This window comes from Sphingomonas zeicaulis, from assembly GCF_050433225.1.
GTDB lineage: Bacteria > Pseudomonadota > Alphaproteobacteria > Sphingomonadales > Sphingomonadaceae > Sphingomonas_D > Sphingomonas_D zeicaulis.
On the sequence record NZ_JBNPXQ010000005.1, the window covers coordinates 1 to 15,815 of the forward strand.

The window sequence follows — 15,815 nt, forward strand, 5'->3', positions numbered from 1 at the left end:
TATGTAGAGCGGGCACATCCGCCGCCGCGCCGGATGCGAAAGCCCTGCCAGAAACGGCTCAAGCCATCGCTCCAGATCGCTCCGCCAGTCTTCGTCCACCGCCATCGCCGTTGATCCGTCAGCCTACACTGACACACGAGAATCAACGACGATTCCAGCCGGTTCCTTCAACCTGCCAAAGTAGTGCTAATTGGCGATTTTCCCGTCGCTGCCGTTCGAGCGAACAAGTCTGCGAGCGGGGTGCCAGCCTCTGGCTGATCCGATGATTCTGCCCCCCACCACGATAATTGGCCACCTTCGAAGACTGCAGCGCTTTGGCCTCCTAGGCCGCCGAAGTAGTCTGTCTCGATATAGAGCGCAGGGCCCTGAATCTCCTCGAGGATTCTTTCAGCCATCGTCGGCGTAAGGTAGGTGAATCCTTCGATCGCCGGTTCGACGGGATAGCAATCTCGTCGAGGCGTTCCTCATCTAGCGGGATAACGATGAGCCCACATGCGACTTCAGTTGGTGTAGGTGAACCGAACCGTTGCGCAAGGTTCCATAAAGCTTCAGGCGTGCCGATTAGCGCATTGATATGGTGTCACATTGGAACGCTTTGCCAACGATCGGCACGGTGGCCAATGTCCGCTTCCCACCATATTTTGACGATCGGCGCCGCCGCTTCCGGACAGTGCGAATGACCGGAAAGGGGACTTTCCAGCCCGTCCGCTGTTGGTTCGCAGGAGAGGAAAGCGGACCTCGCCGGTAGCACGTACGAGTCGATCTGCTTTTCAATCTTCGCCATTTTATAACGCCCGATGCCGCCCCAGCCACCCGCGCGGCCGCATTCCCCTTCACCTGCAGCTTTCGACCATAGCGTAGCGCTGTCGCGGGTGATGACCACCGCAGCGCAAGCGCGATCCCCGATCCATTCTCGCCCGCGGCGAAGAGATCCTGCGTCAGACCGACCCGCATCGAGTGCGACGATAAGGCCCGTACAGCAGCATAAGTTTCTCGACCGGCATCGCGACGCCGCCGGCATCATAGTTGGCCACCGCGACTCGCCGGTAGATCGCAGTCACCCCCTGCCGTGTTTGGGGCTCCGACCCAATGGTGTACCGCAACCGCCCCGGTGACGCGGGAGCGCCTTCCAACCGTCGCTGCCAGTGCCGGGTGTTACCCGGGATCGCATGATAGGGAACCGGCGCCACCGCAGCGCGGGCCCGCCGTCGATCAACCCCGACCCTGCGAAGCAGCGCCCCCCCCTACCCCGCTCGCAGCACGCCAAGCCGTGATGCGCCGCATCGTGTCCGGGGACAGCCATGCCCTGCTCCCCTCCCCTTCCTGGTCGGTCTTCGAGTGCGGGATCGCCAGAAGTCCGGCGCCGTCCGCCTGCTGTTCCACATCGGCGTCCTGAACCGCGGTCAGTTCGCTGACGCGCAGCCCCGCATCATAGGCAACCGAGATCAGCGCGGCGTCGCGCAAGCCCTGCAGATCGCCCCCGCATGCGGCGAGAAGGGCGGTGAGCATGAAGCTCCCTCCCCCACCCGCGTCCGGCTCGAAACGAATGGGCGCGGCCTGCCGCTGGTGCCCCCGCGGCGACGGCGGATGCCGCGCAGCGTGTTCCGAACCATCGGCGCCGTGACCTGCGAGACGAGGCCGAGCAGGCGGTGGACAGCGGCGATGCTCGCGGTCCGGCGTGCGAGCGTCGCGGGTGCGAGCCCACGGTCGTCGAGCGCCAGAAGATAGCGGACGATGTCCTCCGGATCCGCCGGGAGCGGCCGTCCCTTCGCCGCCGCGCACCACTGGCCGAAGCAATCGAGGTCGGCGCTCATCGCGACCTTGGACGCATCCGCCATGGCGCCGAGCGCGGCGTCGAAGCCGATCCGGCTCACCGGCGCGACGTCCGTCGGCGTGAGCGCGCCGAGCGTGCGCGTGAGCCTCTCATCGGCGGACAAGGGTTCGCGACGGCGGCGCCTGTGCGGAAGCGTCCCCCAATCCTGCCGGATCTCGACGATCGCTTTACGCGGGACGATGTCCGTTGCGTCCGGAGCACCGGCGGAAACGATCGACGACATACCGATTGAGCCGTAGCGCCGCGGCGGGTCTGCGACGAGCCGATCAGGATCATCAGTCATCGTCCGATTGCCCCTCCAGCCGCCGTGCGGCGAGCTTATCCGTTCGCTTCCGCGACTATGTAGTTACCATAATGTCCGACTATGCTGGGTTCTGCCGGAAAGGCGCGGCATTCGGTGTCCTCACGGATCACACGGTCACGGCGCCCGGGGTTCCTGCTGATTGAGGCGTGCATCGCGCTCGACGGAACAGCTGCTTCGTTCCAACTTGAGACAAAGACAATAATAATATTGCGCGCGAACCGGCATGGTTGCGGTCATGGCAGCCAACCCCGGACCGTCAGGACAGCGTCGGCGAAGGCTTCGGGCGCTTCCTGTGGAACGTTATGACCGGCATCGACCTTCCGATGCTGATGTCCGGCGACGAACATATCGGCATGGTGCGCCGTCCCGCCCGGCTTGAGCGGGTCCTTGGCGCCGTCCATGGTCACGGCGGGCACAACGATCTTCGGCCTAGTCGCGAGCAGGTCCTCCAGGTGTTGGTAGGTCGGCTCCCCGGCCGCCAGTCCGAAGGCGTGCCTATAGGCGTGGATCACGACGTCGACGAAGTCGGGATTGTCAAACGAGACCGCGGTCCGCTCGAACGTCTGCTGGTCAAATTTCCACCCCGGGGACCACTGCTCCCATAGCAGACGGCAGAGCTCCCGGCGGTGCAATGCCAGGCATTGCCGTCCCCGCTCCGTCTGGAAGAGATGCTGATACCAGACTACGTGCTCAAGGCTCGGCGGAGCGGGTCGCCTGAGATCCTCGATATCGATGATGTCGTATCCCGCCATCGAGACCAGCCCACCGACATGTTCGGGCCAGAGTGCGGTCGCGACACAAGACGCCAAGCCTCCCCAGTCATAGCCCGCCAGGATCGGTCGCTCGAGCCCAAGAGACGTCACCAGTGCGATCAGGTCGGAGCCAAGCGCGGCCTGCTGGCCGACGCGGGGGGCGTCCTGAGATAGGAAGCGGGTCGGTCCGAAGCCGCGTTGATATGGTCGGATTACCTGCGCGCCCGCGGCGGTGAGGATCGGTACGACCTCATCAAACGCGCGCACATCGTACGGGAATCCGTGCGACAGGATCACCGGCCAGCCATCAGACCGTCCGTCGATTTCGTAGGCGATCGCCAGCACGTCCAACTCGACGACGAAGCTCATGCTCGGCTGCCATCGAGGCTTGCCGAGCCTGCCTGCGAACCAGGCTGGCGGCACGCCGGCGCTGGGTGGTTCGACGAGAACTTCCGTGCCTCGATCAGTAGCGGCATGAGCTCCCACCCCCGAGCCGATAGCCGATACTCGACCCGGGGCGGGCACTCGCCGAAATCGATGCGTTCGATAAGCCGGTCCGTTTCCAACTCCCTGAGATGCTGCGTGAGCATTTTCTGCGAGACGTTCGGAATGTCATGCAGCAACTGTGAGGATCGAAGGGTCGGGTCTGCGTAGAGCCTGAACAGGATCGGCAGTTTCCAGCGTCCTTGCACCATCTTCAGCACGCGCGCGACATGGGCGACGGTCCCATCCGGGCCGAGACACGCGTCGCGATGCCCCGAAGCTACAGGCACCTTTTGGTGCGTACTTGTCTGGTTCATCCCGGCGACCAACCTGCTTTCTCATCAGCGGACAATTCAAGGCGTCTACAATGGATCTGCAACTTTCAGGAAGGGCTGCGCTGGTGACCGGCAGCAGCAAGGGTATCGGCGAGGGCATCGCCAAGGCTTTGGCGAGGGAGGGCGCCGCTGTCGTTGTCCATGGCAGGGATCGCTCCGCGGTTGACCGTATTGCGACCGCGATCCTGGAGGACGGCGGGTTGGCGTACGGGGTGGTTGGCGACCTCACGGACGACGTCCAGGTCGATCGCCTTGTCGAGGATGCGCAGGACCTGGTGGGACCAATCGGAATCCTCGTCAACAATGCGGGCGGCTCCGGATCGAAGAAGGACTGGAGCGCCACCGATGCCGGCACGTGGGCGGCGACCTACGACCGCAATGTCCTGGCGGCGGTGCGGGTGATCGCGCGTTTGCTGCCGGGGATGCGGACGGCTGGCTGGGGTCGCGTGATCAATATCTCCAGCGGCGCGGCCACGATGCCGCCTGCAGGCGGACCCGACTATTCGGCTGCAAAGGCGGGCATCAATGCCATGACGGCTTCGATGGCGAAGGCCTTCGCAGCCGAAGGCATCACGGTTAATGCCGTCTCGCCCGGGACGATACGGAGCGCCCGGCTGGACGAAGCGTTCCGGAGCGTCGCGTCTGACCAAGGCATCGCGGCGAAGGATGCGGCGTGGGAGGATGTCCAGCGCGGCGTGCTGCCGCTGTTCGCACAGGTCCCCACGGGCCGCGTCGGCGAGGTTGAAGAGCTGGCCGACGCGGTTGCCTTCCTCGCGAGCCCGCGCGCGGGCTACATCACCGGGGTCAATCTCCCGGTCGACGGGGGGTTCGCCTCGCTGGTCTAGCCTCGATAACCAGCACCGGCGACGGGTTTGGGGTGCCAGGATGGCGCGCGTTATCCGGTTTGCTGTCGGCATGTCCGCGGCGCTCGACAGCGGGTCGCCCCGGTGCGTAGAGCTGAACTCCCATCGCGATCTGCTCTGGGTCCTGGCGGACCAGGCAGATCAATGGCCTTCACCGCGTACTGCAACCCGCTTGCCGCCGTCGCGTGAATGATCGTCAGGCCCGGAATAGGCGTCGGCGCGCTGGCCGAGCGATCGCCGTTCGACTCCGCACGCCAATGCTCGGCGGAGAGACGGCTGTCTCCTTTGCGGACATGAATTCGCTGGACCTCACATGGAAGCTGGCTGGCGGGTATGGGCGAACTCGAGCGGATCGAACAACGCGCTCAATGTTCAGCCGCGCACCCATTCGACTCATACGAAGGGTATCTGTCGATATAACGTCCGCATCAGTTCCGGGATCGGCGGTCGTCCAGCATCTCTCGCGGCGAAGCGGGGCGCTGGCACCCGCAGGGCTTGGGAGACTGTCATGCCCCTGATCTTCGTAAACGCGCCGGTGGGCACGTTCACCGATGCCGCGCGTGACGCGCTGGCGGAGGAATTCACCACCATCGGACTGCAGTCCGAGGAGTTGCCTCAGCATCCGTTCGACCGGAGTACCTGCTGGATCTACTTCCGCGACTACCCTGCGGACCGGATCTATCACGGCGGGAAGCCTGGCGGCACCAAGCTGATCTCGCTTGAAGTCAACAGCTTCGCCGGGCTGCCGACCACGCGGGGGAAGCTCTCCCTCTATAAAGGGTTCACCGAGGCGATCCGCAAGCACGCCGGCATCGCCCATGGCGAGCGCGTGCCGGTCTACGTGGTCGTGCGCGAGGTCGAGACTAGGGACTGGGGCGTATTCGGCGAGACAATCACGATCGACGAGGTTCGCACGCCCCATCCCGACACGCCCGCCATCTGAAGGTCATGCCCCCGATCCCAGCCTCGAGGAAAACCATGAAGGACTTCAAGGAAAGGACCGTCGTCATTACCGGCGCCGCCACCGGCATCGGTTACGCGCTCGCAAAGCAGTTCGCCGAGCGCGGCGCGAAACTTGTGCTCGCCGCCCGCCGCCTGAACCGGCTCGAGGAGGCGGCGGCGGCGCTTACCGGAGCCGGTGCCGAGGTGCGCGTCCTCGAATGTGACGTGACCCGGCTCGACGACGTGGTGCGGCTCGCGGACGCCGCGTGGGCGGAATTCGGCCGCGTGGACGTCATCGTCAACAACGCCGGCGTGGGCCCCATCCGGTCGAAGGTCATCGATGCGCGGCGCGAGGACGTGCAGAGCGTCCTCGACGTGAACCTGTTCGGCGTCTGGAACTGCGTCTCGGAATTCGGCCGGCGATTCGTCGCCCAAGGCACACCCGCCGCGATCTACAACGTCGGCTCGGAGAACTGCTTCTTCAATGCGGTGCCGGAGGGCGCGGGCTACGTCGCTAGCAAGCACGCGCTCCTCGCCATGACCGTTGCGCTCTGCGAGGAGGTCCCCGACCACATAGAAGTGGCGCTGATTGCGCCGGGTCTGGTTCGTTCCGAGCTCAGCAGGGAGACGACCGAGGGTATGGACACCGACGCCTACGCGGCGCTGGTCCTGAAACAGATCGAAGCCGGCGAGTTCTACATCGTCTCCCATGCCTACAACCCGGTGCGGATCCACGAGCGCATCGACGCCCTCGACCGCGCCTATGCCGCCTATGCACCGCGTTATGACGGTGACGACGAGTTCGACGTCCGGACCCTCGGCGCGAGGCACGACTGGTACCCAGACCTGCCCGAGCCGTCGAAGCTAAAGGCATCGTGAGGCCGTCGCCGAGGAGAGGGCAGATGAGCGAAGTGATTCGACCGGCGGCCCATCTCACCTACGACGGCGCCGTCGTCGCCTTGAACGCCGCGATCGCAAAGGCCCGCGAGATCGGCGTGCCGGAGAATGTCGCCGTGGTCGATGCCAGTGGCAACCTCCTCGCCTTCGCCAGGATGGATGGCGCGCGGTTTCTAGCGCAGCATTCCTCGATCGCGAAGGCGCAAACGGCAGCGTCGCTCCAGATGTCGACGGGTCAGCTTCCCGCACAGTTCGGCGTTGATCTGGCGCTCGCGACCGGCAACAGGTCGATCAACCTGCCAGGCGGACTGACAATCGAGCACGACGGTGCGATCATCGGTGCGATAGGCGTGAGTTCGGGGCCGGATCCGGACGACATAATTGTTGCGGAAGCAGGTCGCGATGCCGTGCTCGCAGCGCTCAGCGGGTGACCGTCGGCGGGAGCTCGGTAACGTTGTTTTCGGCGAACCGCATCTCCCTGGAGAGAAGTACGATGAAGTCGATCACCACCCGGACCCGCAGCGGCAGGTGTCGCCGAGACGGGTAGTCGATGTAGATCGGATATCGGCGACAAGGGTAGTCCGGCAGGAGCTCCACCAGCCGCCCGGCCGCGATGTCCTCACTGGCGAGGAGCACGGATATGCAAGCGATCCCGTGTCCGGCCAACGCTGCGCGATGGACCGCGGCGGCATTGTTCGAACTGAATCGGCCGCGGACCGCAACGGAAATCTCCTCTTCTGCGGCTGGGTCGGCGTCGCGGAACCACCATGTGTCATCGTTGCCCTCGCGCTGGTGGACGATGCAGTTATGCCCGGCGAGCTCGCTTGGATGGGCCGGCGCGCCATGCGCCTCGATGTATCCGGGCGAAGCGACCAGCCTCGTGCGCGTGGAGCCGATCCTGCGCGATATGAGCGACGAGTCGGCGGCATCGCCGACCCTGACCTCCAGGTCCAGTCCGTCCTCGACGAGGTTGCCATAGTGGTCGCGCAGCACGAGATCGATCGAGAGGTCGGGGTGCGCGTCCAGCAGCCGGTCGATGTTCGCGCCGAGGAAGATTCCCAACGGCACGGACACGGCGACACGGACTTGGCCAACCGGCCTGCCGCGCGTCTGGGCGGCCCAGGAGAGGAGCGTATCGGCCTCGTCCACCAGCTCGCGCGCCTGGGGGAGCAGCTGGCGCCCTTCCCCCGTCAGCGTGACCGACTGCGTTGTCCGGTGCACGAGCCTGGTGCCCAGCCGCTCCTCGAGCGCTGCGACCTGGCGGGAGATCGCAGGCTGCGTCATACCGCGTTCTGCCGCAACGGCGGAGAACGAGCCGGTCTCCGCTACGCGGAGGAACGAGCGGAGCGTGGCGATCAGGTCCATGGCGGGATCGTTCGCGATCGGGGGGCTGACTGCGGCGGGAACCGCCCCTGGGTGACCGGCTGCGCCGCCGGATATCGTGTGCAACCTTCTTCCATGAGCAACCGCGGTTCTGTGGGTCGCCGTGGCATCGGGCCTGCGACATTCTTGGCCGAGGATAGGATGGGACCTGTGCAGTCAGAAGGCCCAAGGGGCCAAGACAGCAATATCCCGACAGGAGTGGGCAATTCTCCCGGCCACGAGGTGATCGCCGCAGGACATGCGCAGGATTGGGCCATAGACCGCGAGCTTCCGACAGCCCGTTGCGCCTCGAACGGCCCTCATCCGCCATCAGCAAGGAGCTACCTATGAGCAAGATCCTCCTCGTCACAGGCAGCAGCCGCGGTCTCGGACGCAATGATGTAGCTGACACCTCCTCCTTTCCGCGGTTTGCGACATGCTGCTGACTTCGCTTCTCGAGCCCTGGCAGCTGCCTGGATCGTGAACCTGTCGACCGGGCTGATCGGACTCTCGGCGCCCGGCCGGTCGGTCCAAGCATCCGTAAAGGGCCGATCGAGGTCATGTCGGTCTACATGGCGAAGGAACTCGGCACGGGCGGCATCGCGGTGAACACCGTGGCCCCGGAGCCATCGAGACCGATTTTTTTGGCGGCACGGCCCGCCCCCCTCCCCCGAGTACAAGGACATCTTCGCAGGCACGACGGCACTTACACATGGTAGTCAGCGCGACAACATCGGTCCTATCGTCGCTAACCTGTTCCCCGAGTCCAACCGTTGGATAAGCGCTCAGCGGATCGAGATGTCGGCCGCGGGGGTATCTGATCCGTCCGGGGTTGGCGCGTCCCCGACGACGCGCCGACCCCGGGTCTGTCTGAACCGGCGCCGGAGGTAACGACCGCCAGCGCCCAAACCGCAGCGGAGGAACTGATGGATCGAAACGCAGCTACTCCATGGCCGATGTCCGCGGCGGCGTCCGTAGTGGCAGTGCTGCTGGGGCTATCGAACATGCCGACGCCTTTCTATGTCCGTTGGCAGGCCGCAATCGGCTTTTCACCTTCCATGCTGACGTTTCTGTTCTCCGCCTACATTGTCGGGCTTTTGGCTTCGCTTGCGTTCACCGGCGGGCTCGTTGTGCGGCTGGGGTCGCGTTCGATCCTACTGCCGGGATGCATTCTCTCGATGGGAGCCTGCGCCTTGTTCATCGCGGCGCGCTCGGAGTGGGTGCTTATACTGGCGCGGCTCCTGTCCGGTCTTGGTGTGGGAATGGGAATCACGGCCGGTATCCCGTGGATAGTCGAGCTCGGTGGGAGGCGGTGGGCCGCGGTGTCTCTTCCGCTCGCCTCCGGCGCGGTGGCTGCGGGTGCGGGTCTCGGCCCGTTGCTGGCTGGCGCGCTCTCGCTAGTGATCGGGCGCCCGATCCAGACCGCCTTCGGCTGCGAGCTTGCGCTACTCTCGACTGCTACGATGGTCGTGGCCCTCCGCGTGGGCGGCGGAGGTCCACGCGTGCGCGGCGCTGTGAGTTCGCGACTCTTGCCCCGGGTCAACCCATCGGAGGTGCCGCACCTCATACGGGCAATCGCGGGTTTCGGCTGCGCTCTTGGGGCGACCGCTTTCCTGTTGTCTCTCGGCCCATTGGTCCTGAAGGTCGCAGCGGGGGTGGACGACCCATTGATGGCGGGCACTATGGCAAGCTCGATGTTCCTGTCCGGCGCGGCCGTCCAGATCCCCGGGCGCCATATGACCGCCAGAGGGCTGTCGCTTGTCGCGGGCGCCGCCATCCTTCTCGCTTCGACCGGCATTGCCATGTCCGTTCTCCTGGGATCACCCTACCCCCTCCTCGTGGGCGCGTTGCTCGCCGGGGCGGGCTACGGACTGGCGCAGCTCGCCGGGCTGCGACTGATCTCCAAGCAGATCGAGGACTGGCGGAGACCGGAGGCGAACGCGCTGCTCAACATCGGCGCCTACATACCCTGCGGTCTGCTACCCGTCCTCACCGGCCTCGCCGTCGATGGCTATGGCCTCGCTGCGGGAACGCTTTTCTTCGCGGCGCTCATCATGGCGGTCACAATTGCCGTGACGGCGATCGTTTGGAGCGGCGTGCCGTCCGCCGCATAGCGGTTGATGCCCTCATACAGAGCGTATCGGAGGATATAACGTCGATCTCAGTTCTGTCTGTCGAACGTCGCGATACCTTTGCGCCAGACTTTCAGCAGAGGAACTTCGATGACGACGATGCGAGCTATACAGGTTCGAGAGCCCGGCGCACCGTTTGAGCTGGTGCAGCTCGAGCGGCCGGTTCCGGGGCCCGGCGAAGTGCTGGTGAAGGTCAAGGCATGTGGCGTGTGCCATAGCGATTCGATTGCCAAGGAGGGATATGCGCCCGGCATTCCCTATCCGATAACTCCTGGGCACGAGGTGGCGGGCGTCATCGAGGCAGTCGGCGATGGCGTAGTTACCTGGACCGTTGGGACGCGCGTCGGCGTGGGTTGGTTCGGCGGTCACTGCGGTCACTGCGAACCGTGCCGCCGCGGCGACCTGATCGACTGCCAGAACATCCGGATTCCTGGCCTCAACTACAACGGCGGCTATGCCGAATATATGGTCACGCCAGCCAATGGCCTCGTCCGGATCCCTGACGATCTGGCGACCGAGGACGCCGCTCCACTGCTCTGCGCCGGCGTCACGACCTTCCATTCGCTGCGTGAGAGTGGAGCCCGCCCAGGCGATACCGTCGCCATCCTGGGCTTGGGTGGTCTCGGCCATCTTGGCGTCCAGTTCGCCCGGAAGATGGGCTATCGGACCGTCGCGATCGCTCGCGGCGCCGATAAGGAGGCACTGGCTACGGAGCTGGGCGCACATATCTACATCGACTCCGCTACGAAGAAGGCCGCGGAGGAACTGTCGAAACTGGGCGGCGCGAAGACGATCCTGGCGACCGTGCCCAATGCACAGGCGGCAAGCGAACTGATCCCCGGGCTGTCGGTCCGCGGGGTGATCATGATCATCGGTGTCGGCGGCGAGCCGATCCAGGTCAGCGCGCTCGACGTCATTGCCACCAACCGGGCGGTCCAAGGGCATGCGTCGGGCGCGGCGATCGACTCTGAGGACACGCTGAACTTCAGCGTGCTTTCGGGGGTCCGGCCGCGCATCGAGGTCATGCCACTTGATAAGGCAAGTGAGGCCTACGATCGGATGATGTCCGCCAAGGCCCGCTTCCGGATAGTACTCACGACCGGGAACTGACTTCCCCGATACGCTGGCCCGCCCCCACCCCGCCAGCGTCGCTGCGGGTGGCTCGCCTCCTGGCGCAATCGCCACCCGCGGCACCCCAAGCGGGGCAGACAATATTCTGTCGCGCCACCGGCGTCCGATCGACGCTCCCGCGCAGTTGGACGGAGAAGATCAATGCCAAGCTCGTCGCAACCTTCCCCCGCCGACGCCCAAGGCCATCGGATTGGCATCGCCGGTCTCGGCAAGATTGGTGCGGCGATGGCGGCGCGCCTTGCTGAGCGCGGCTGCGAGGTGATCGCGTGGAACCGCGATGCGTCCCGTGTGCAGGCAGCCGGTCTGGACTACGCAAACAGCCCATGCGCGCTGGCGGACGCCTGCCACGTGGTGATCACGAGCCTTTTCGACATCGATGCCGTCAAGGCGGTCTACGGCGGCTCCGATGGGCTCACCGCCTGCGCCACCGATACCCTTTTTATCGAGATGAGCACCGTCAGCCCCGCTAGTCAGCGCAGGCTCTCGCTGGAGGTGGCCGCCGCCGGAGGCCGCTTCATCGAATGCCCGGTCAGCGGCACCGTCAGCCCGGCGCGCTCCGGGCAGTTGCTCGGGCTGGCGGGCGGCAGCGAGGATGATGTCGAGGCAGCGCGTCCCACGCTGGCGCATCTATGCAGGCGCATCGTGCACGTCGGCGAAATCGGCGCCGGAGCCCGCACGAAGCTGGCGGTGAACCTTCCCCTCATCGCGTTCTGGCAGTCCTTCGGTGAAGCGATGGCGCTCATGCGCCACGTGAGCGACGATCCCGACTGGCTGGTCGAGCTCTTTGCGGACACAGCGGGCGCCCCCGCCGTCATGAAGGTGAAGGCGGAAGCTCTCGCTGCCACTTTGGGCGGCCACGACACGGTGGAGCCGGCCTTTGACATCGACGCGATGCGGAAGGATCTGAAGCTGGCGCTCGCCGAGGCGGCGGCAGGCTCGTTCACGATGCCAGTGGCGCGGTCGACGCTGACCGCTATGGACGAGGCGTCCGCAGCCGGCTGGGGCCGACGCGACTGCGCCTGGATGCCGGCGTTCTGGGCCGGGAAGGCCGTGCGCGACTAGGCGTGATCACATGAGCTTCTCCGAGCATTCGCCCGCGCTGCTCGCCGTCGCGATTGTCGTTCTTCAGTTCTCGAAGGCTGTCGCTCCCCTGCCCCACCATGTTCGCCGCCGCCGGCTTGCTGCCGGCGCTCTTGGCAGTTACTCCCAAGATCGGCCTGAACCCTGACGTGGCTCTCGCGCTGTTCTTCGCGTCGGCCCGCTGAGACGGCGTTCGATTTTCCCCTGGTCACGATCCGCCTACACTGCTTGAGGGCCTGCCGCTCTACGCTGGGCGCGATCGTCGCCCCACCAGATCGGTGGCCACGGCGGCGATCCTGGCTCCCCGCTGCTGCGCGCGCCGGGGCTCGATGGCGAAGATGGGCTCAACGACGAGCTGGACGAGGCACGCTCGCAGGTGGCTGACGCGGCCGACGCCAGGATAGCTGCCCTCCGTGACAGCGGCGACCTCGGCGCGGGTGCCTGCCTCATCTGCTGGAAAAGCGCGACTGCAAGGAGACTGTCACGACGCGCGGCGATCATTCCCGCGTCGAGGAGTGCCGGATCAGTCGCTCGGGCGCGTCAGCCTATAGTCGCGCGCCGACATTCCGAACCTGTTCGCGAAAGCCGTCGAGAAGTGCGAGGAGGTCGGGAAACCGCAGGCGGCTCCGACCTGCGAGATAGAGAGGTCAGTCGTGATCAGCATCCTGCTCGCGGCGTCGAGCCGGATGCCCGTCAGAAAGCGGTAGGGCGTTTGTCCCACCTTGCGCGCGAAAAGCCTAGCGAAGTGGAACTTGCTGATGCAGGCCTCGGCCGCCAGCTGCTCGAGTGTGAGGGGCATGGCGAAGTGCGCCGACATAAACTCTATCACGCGCGCCAGTCGTTGATCCGAGAGATCTCCGGGACTGCGGCCGGTTCCGTCGGCAGCGTGGGCATGCCGCGTGAGCATATGCACCGCGAGCCATGCGGCCGCCGTTTCGGCATAGAAATCGCCCACTCCCTGCTTCATCGCGTCGGCGAGTGCGAACGCGATCTGGGTGAGCACGGGATCCCGACCGACCACGGAATGGAATGCGGGGACCGCCGAGGACTGGCCAGGCCGGCGTAGATGGTCAGCCGCCGCCTCTAGTTGCGCGAGTGGATAGTAGACGAGCGCCACCTTGAAGTCGCCATCGACCGGCTTCGGGAACCGGTAGCGGGTCTGCTCTCCGGTCCTGTGGATGTTGATCGAGCCCGGGCCGTGCGCGTCGTAGCGCCATTTGCCTCCGGTGAAGAACTCGGCCGAGTACCGCCCCGATATTGTGATGCCGACGCGCGGGTCCGTCGTGGCGACGGACTCATACGGCTCGCTAGACGCCACGCCGGAATGCAGGTCCAGCAGCAGCGAGCGCCAGCCCACATCGCGGCTGGAGACGCGATGCCGGGTTGGGATCACCGACATGCAGCGCAGGGTCTGGGCCGCGATTGAGGGAGCCGAGGCTGCGTCAGTCATGACTGCGGAACCTCGCGGGATTACCGGGCTCCGTGCCGTTCGATATGTCGGCTTTTTCCATATAATCGCCTTCCATGTGATCGGATCCTTTCAGACTCACAAGTCCAAAATGCTCCTAGTTCCCTCGCAGGCGGTGCAGCACGCCGTCGGTAAACAGGAACCGCACCGAGATCATCAGTCAGTCATCACCGGATGAGGCGCGCCTCTCCGCATAACGGACAACGAAGGCATCCCAGACACGCAGCCATTCCGAACCGGTTCGTGCGGTCTTGAAGTCAGGGAAGCCGCTCCGAAGATGCGCCGGCCATAAGGTCGACCGACCACCCTGCCCTCTTTTCGAGGTCGACTGCGCGAAATGCCGCTTCCTATGAGCCGAAGGAGAGCGGCTGGGTGTCGTCCTTCGGACGCTTCGCCGGCAGCGACATGGCGCACGGAGCGGAGTGCAGGAAGGCCGGGACCGGCTCTTCGTCGTGGACCCTCAGGAAAGCGTCGAGGGCAGTTGGGAGCCGGCGGTCGCGGCGATCTTGCGGACCTTGTCCTCGCCGCCGTCTAGCATCGCCGACGCGTACGGGTGGCCGAGCGGCTTCTGATTGTCCCCGTTCATCTGTCGGTCCTCCCCTCGACCCTGCCGGGGGCTGCTGTGCCGTTCAGACAACTGGTTTGCATCTCAATTGCAGGGCCGTTGGCAGTTTGCCCCGGATCTCGGGCCCGAGAGCGGCAAAACGGCGGAAGATCTCGGTTCCTTTGAACGAGGATCCTGCGCCGTCGTCGCGCCCCCTCCCCCCTCTTTCCCAAGCCGCGAGCGGTTAGCGAGCCGGATTCCTGGGGATTCAGGATATCGGGTATGCCCCGAGATCATCGGTCGCTCATCATCGGGTCCGGGCATCACATGATCAGCTGACCCAAGTCGCACCGCAGCGCGTTCCGGAACAAACCGGCTCGGACATTATCGGTGTTGTTGTAGGATTGAGGGGCTCGGCGTTGCTCGAAACTGCCAACGCAGGTAGAACGCAACCTCATTCTCACAAGAGCGGACCAAGATGGCCACTGACCCCTCTGTAAGCACACTAGAGGAGCCCATCGATGGCGGCCTCGACGTCTTGCATCGCAAGGCACTTACGATCCTTAAGCGCATCCGCGATAGCGCGCTCGATCCTGAGACCGGGCAGAAGCGTGCGCCGACTTTCGCCATCTCCAAGGCGGCGGCGCTCGTCAGTCGGACCGCGTCGGCCATTCGCGAGGCGGAACGTGACGGACGGCTTCCTGCACGGGACCGGACAGCATCGGGTCACCGCATACAATATTCGCTCGAAGAGCTTGACCGGATGCGCGAAGTGTTCGGCACCCGACCCTGGCGCGACCCAAGCGACACACCAGCCATCATCTCGGTGTGCAACTTCAAAGGCGGCGTCGGCAAGTCGACGATCGCGCTGCATCTTGCGCAGCATTTCGCGATCAACGGCTATCGCGTCCTGTTCATCGACTGCGACAGCCAGGCATCTTCGACGATGATGTTCGGCTATCGGCCCGACGTCGACCTGAGCGAAGACGATACCCTTTATGGGCACTTCCACAACCCGGAACTACTTGGCGTCCGGAAGATCATCCGCAAGACGCACTTCCATGGTCTCGACCTGATCCCGGCAAACCTGCGTCTCTACAACCTCGAATATGAGATTGCCGGCTACCTTGCGCGCAACCAAAACCTGGCGATCATCGACCTCATCGCTGAAGCGATCGAGTCGGTGGTCGACGACTATGACGTCGTGATCATGGATCCGCCGCCGGCGCTCGGCATGGTCTCGATGGCGGTGCTGCAGGCAGCCAATGCCATGGTCATTCCGGTGCCACCGAGCCTGGTCGATTTCGCGTCGACGGTCTCGTTCATAGACATGGCGCGAACGACGATGAAGCAACTTGAGGAGCTCGCGGGGCGGGGCCGTCCGGTCTACAACTTCATCCGCCTCGTCGGCAGCCGCGTCGACGACAGCAAATCGATGCACCGCGAGATCCTCTCGATGATGCAGCACGTCTTCGGAGGATCGATGAGCAGCTCGGTCATGAAGACCAGCGCCGAGATCGATAATGCCAGCTCCAGGATGAAGACGGTCTTTGAACTGGAGAAGCCGGTGACTTCCCACGCCGTCTACGACCGGTGCCTGAAGCACCTGAACGAAGTGTGCCGAGACATCGAGAAGGAAGTGCTGAGGACCTGGACAAGCCGGGCGGGGGACCGATTTTGATGTTCAG

The 15,815-nt window shown here is 64.9% G+C and carries 15 protein-coding genes and 1 pseudogene; 8 read left to right on the forward strand and 8 right to left on the reverse strand.

Annotated features, from left to right (window positions below; translation table 11 throughout):
• Nucleotides 1-580 precede the first annotated feature (580 nt).
• From FHS96_RS17065 to FHS96_RS17085, 5 genes are all read right to left on the reverse strand, one after another.
• Nucleotides 581-883, reverse strand: coding sequence for a hypothetical protein (locus FHS96_RS17065; RefSeq protein WP_429594138.1), 303 nt, complete (start codon nucleotides 881-883; stop codon nucleotides 581-583).
• Between the two features lie 329 nt (nucleotides 884-1,212).
• A complete protein-coding gene (locus tag FHS96_RS17070) occupies nucleotides 1,213-1,464 on the reverse strand; it encodes a site-specific integrase (protein WP_429594142.1) in 252 nt (83 codons plus the stop codon).
• On the reverse strand, nucleotides 1,446-2,117 hold the full coding sequence (locus FHS96_RS17075) for a hypothetical protein (RefSeq protein WP_429594145.1): 672 nt from the start codon (nucleotides 2,115-2,117) through the stop codon (nucleotides 1,446-1,448). The genes FHS96_RS17070 and FHS96_RS17075 overlap by 19 nt, the downstream gene beginning before the upstream one ends.
• A 254-nt stretch (nucleotides 2,118-2,371) precedes the next feature.
• Complete coding sequence (locus FHS96_RS17080; protein ID WP_429594148.1) at nucleotides 2,372-3,259, reverse strand: alpha/beta fold hydrolase; 888 nt, start codon at nucleotides 3,257-3,259, stop codon at nucleotides 2,372-2,374.
• The gene (locus tag FHS96_RS17085) at nucleotides 3,256-3,702 is read right to left on the reverse strand and encodes a winged helix-turn-helix transcriptional regulator (RefSeq protein WP_429594151.1); all 447 of its coding nucleotides are present in this window, start codon (nucleotides 3,700-3,702) and stop codon (nucleotides 3,256-3,258) included. Before FHS96_RS17085 ends, FHS96_RS17080 begins: the two co-directional genes overlap by 4 nt.
• Nucleotides 3,703-3,740: 38 nt before the next feature.
• Between FHS96_RS17085 and FHS96_RS17090 the strand changes: the two genes are divergently transcribed.
• From FHS96_RS17090 to FHS96_RS17105, 4 genes are all read left to right on the forward strand, one after another.
• Nucleotides 3,741-4,553, forward strand: coding sequence for an SDR family NAD(P)-dependent oxidoreductase (locus FHS96_RS17090; protein WP_429594154.1), 813 nt, complete (start codon nucleotides 3,741-3,743; stop codon nucleotides 4,551-4,553).
• Nucleotides 4,554-5,079: 526 nt separating this feature from the next.
• Complete coding sequence (locus tag FHS96_RS17095) at nucleotides 5,080-5,514, forward strand: hypothetical protein (RefSeq protein ID WP_429594157.1); 435 nt, start codon at nucleotides 5,080-5,082, stop codon at nucleotides 5,512-5,514.
• A gap of 35 nt (nucleotides 5,515-5,549) precedes the next feature.
• Nucleotides 5,550-6,392 carry an SDR family NAD(P)-dependent oxidoreductase gene (locus tag FHS96_RS17100; RefSeq protein ID WP_429594160.1) on the forward strand — a complete coding sequence of 281 codons (843 nt, stop codon included), beginning with the start codon at nucleotides 5,550-5,552 and terminating at the stop codon, nucleotides 6,390-6,392.
• A gap of 23 nt (nucleotides 6,393-6,415) precedes the next feature.
• On the forward strand, nucleotides 6,416-6,841 hold the full coding sequence (locus FHS96_RS17105) for a GlcG/HbpS family heme-binding protein (RefSeq protein ID WP_429594164.1): 426 nt from the start codon (nucleotides 6,416-6,418) through the stop codon (nucleotides 6,839-6,841).
• Here the strand turns inward: FHS96_RS17105 and FHS96_RS17110 are convergent.
• Complete coding sequence (locus tag FHS96_RS17110) at nucleotides 6,831-7,775, reverse strand: LysR family transcriptional regulator (RefSeq protein WP_429594167.1); 945 nt, start codon at nucleotides 7,773-7,775, stop codon at nucleotides 6,831-6,833. The two genes, FHS96_RS17105 and FHS96_RS17110, sit on opposite strands and share 11 nt — an antisense overlap.
• Nucleotides 7,776-8,749: 974 nt before the next feature.
• Here FHS96_RS17110 and FHS96_RS17115 point away from each other — a divergent pair.
• The 3 genes from FHS96_RS17115 (at nucleotide 8,750) to FHS96_RS17125 (ending at nucleotide 12,097) form a co-directional block, all read left to right on the forward strand.
• Entirely contained in the window at nucleotides 8,750-9,886 is a 1,137-nt protein-coding gene (locus FHS96_RS17115; protein ID WP_429594170.1) for an MFS transporter, read from the forward strand.
• A gap of 108 nt (nucleotides 9,887-9,994) precedes the next feature.
• A complete protein-coding gene (locus FHS96_RS17120) occupies nucleotides 9,995-11,014 on the forward strand; it encodes an alcohol dehydrogenase (protein ID WP_429594173.1) in 1,020 nt (339 codons plus the stop codon).
• Between the two features lie 162 nt (nucleotides 11,015-11,176).
• A complete protein-coding gene (locus FHS96_RS17125) occupies nucleotides 11,177-12,097 on the forward strand; it encodes an NAD(P)-dependent oxidoreductase (protein WP_429594175.1) in 921 nt (306 codons plus the stop codon).
• 541 nt (nucleotides 12,098-12,638) lie between these two features.
• Here FHS96_RS17125 and FHS96_RS17130 read toward each other — a convergent pair.
• Complete coding sequence (locus FHS96_RS17130) at nucleotides 12,639-13,565, reverse strand: helix-turn-helix domain-containing protein (RefSeq protein WP_429594178.1); 927 nt, start codon at nucleotides 13,563-13,565, stop codon at nucleotides 12,639-12,641.
• 380 nt (nucleotides 13,566-13,945) lie between these two features.
• Nucleotides 13,946-14,169, reverse strand: a pseudogene (locus tag FHS96_RS17135) (replication protein RepA); the annotation flags it as partial.
• Nucleotides 14,170-14,605: 436 nt separating this feature from the next.
• Between FHS96_RS17135 and FHS96_RS17140 the strand changes: the two are divergent.
• Nucleotides 14,606-15,808, forward strand: coding sequence for an AAA family ATPase (locus FHS96_RS17140; protein ID WP_429594181.1), 1,203 nt, complete (start codon nucleotides 14,606-14,608; stop codon nucleotides 15,806-15,808).
• The last annotated feature ends 7 nt before the right edge of the window (nucleotides 15,809-15,815 follow it).

What these genes read in the sequence shown, in the direction of transcription:
- FHS96_RS17130 (WP_429594178.1), bottom strand. Translation starts at nt 13,565, where the DNA reads ATGACTGACGCAGCCTCGGCTCCCTCAATCGCGGCCCAGACCCTGCGC.
- FHS96_RS17120 (WP_429594173.1), top strand. Translation starts at nt 9,995, where the DNA reads ATGACGACGATGCGAGCTATACAGGTTCGAGAGCCCGGCGCACCGTTT.
- FHS96_RS17100 (WP_429594160.1), top strand. Translation starts at nt 5,550, where the DNA reads ATGAAGGACTTCAAGGAAAGGACCGTCGTCATTACCGGCGCCGCCACC.
- FHS96_RS17110 (WP_429594167.1), bottom strand. Translation starts at nt 7,775, where the DNA reads ATGGACCTGATCGCCACGCTCCGCTCGTTCCTCCGCGTAGCGGAGACC.
- FHS96_RS17090 (WP_429594154.1), top strand. Translation starts at nt 3,741, where the DNA reads ATGGATCTGCAACTTTCAGGAAGGGCTGCGCTGGTGACCGGCAGCAGC.
- FHS96_RS17125 (WP_429594175.1), top strand. Translation starts at nt 11,177, where the DNA reads ATGCCAAGCTCGTCGCAACCTTCCCCCGCCGACGCCCAAGGCCATCGG.
- FHS96_RS17105 (WP_429594164.1), top strand. Translation starts at nt 6,416, where the DNA reads ATGAGCGAAGTGATTCGACCGGCGGCCCATCTCACCTACGACGGCGCC.
- FHS96_RS17075 (WP_429594145.1), bottom strand. Translation starts at nt 2,117, where the DNA reads ATGACTGATGATCCTGATCGGCTCGTCGCAGACCCGCCGCGGCGCTAC.
- FHS96_RS17080 (WP_429594148.1), bottom strand. Translation starts at nt 3,259, where the DNA reads ATGAGCTTCGTCGTCGAGTTGGACGTGCTGGCGATCGCCTACGAAATC.
- FHS96_RS17095 (WP_429594157.1), top strand. Translation starts at nt 5,080, where the DNA reads ATGCCCCTGATCTTCGTAAACGCGCCGGTGGGCACGTTCACCGATGCC.
- FHS96_RS17140 (WP_429594181.1), top strand. Translation starts at nt 14,606, where the DNA reads ATGGCCACTGACCCCTCTGTAAGCACACTAGAGGAGCCCATCGATGGC.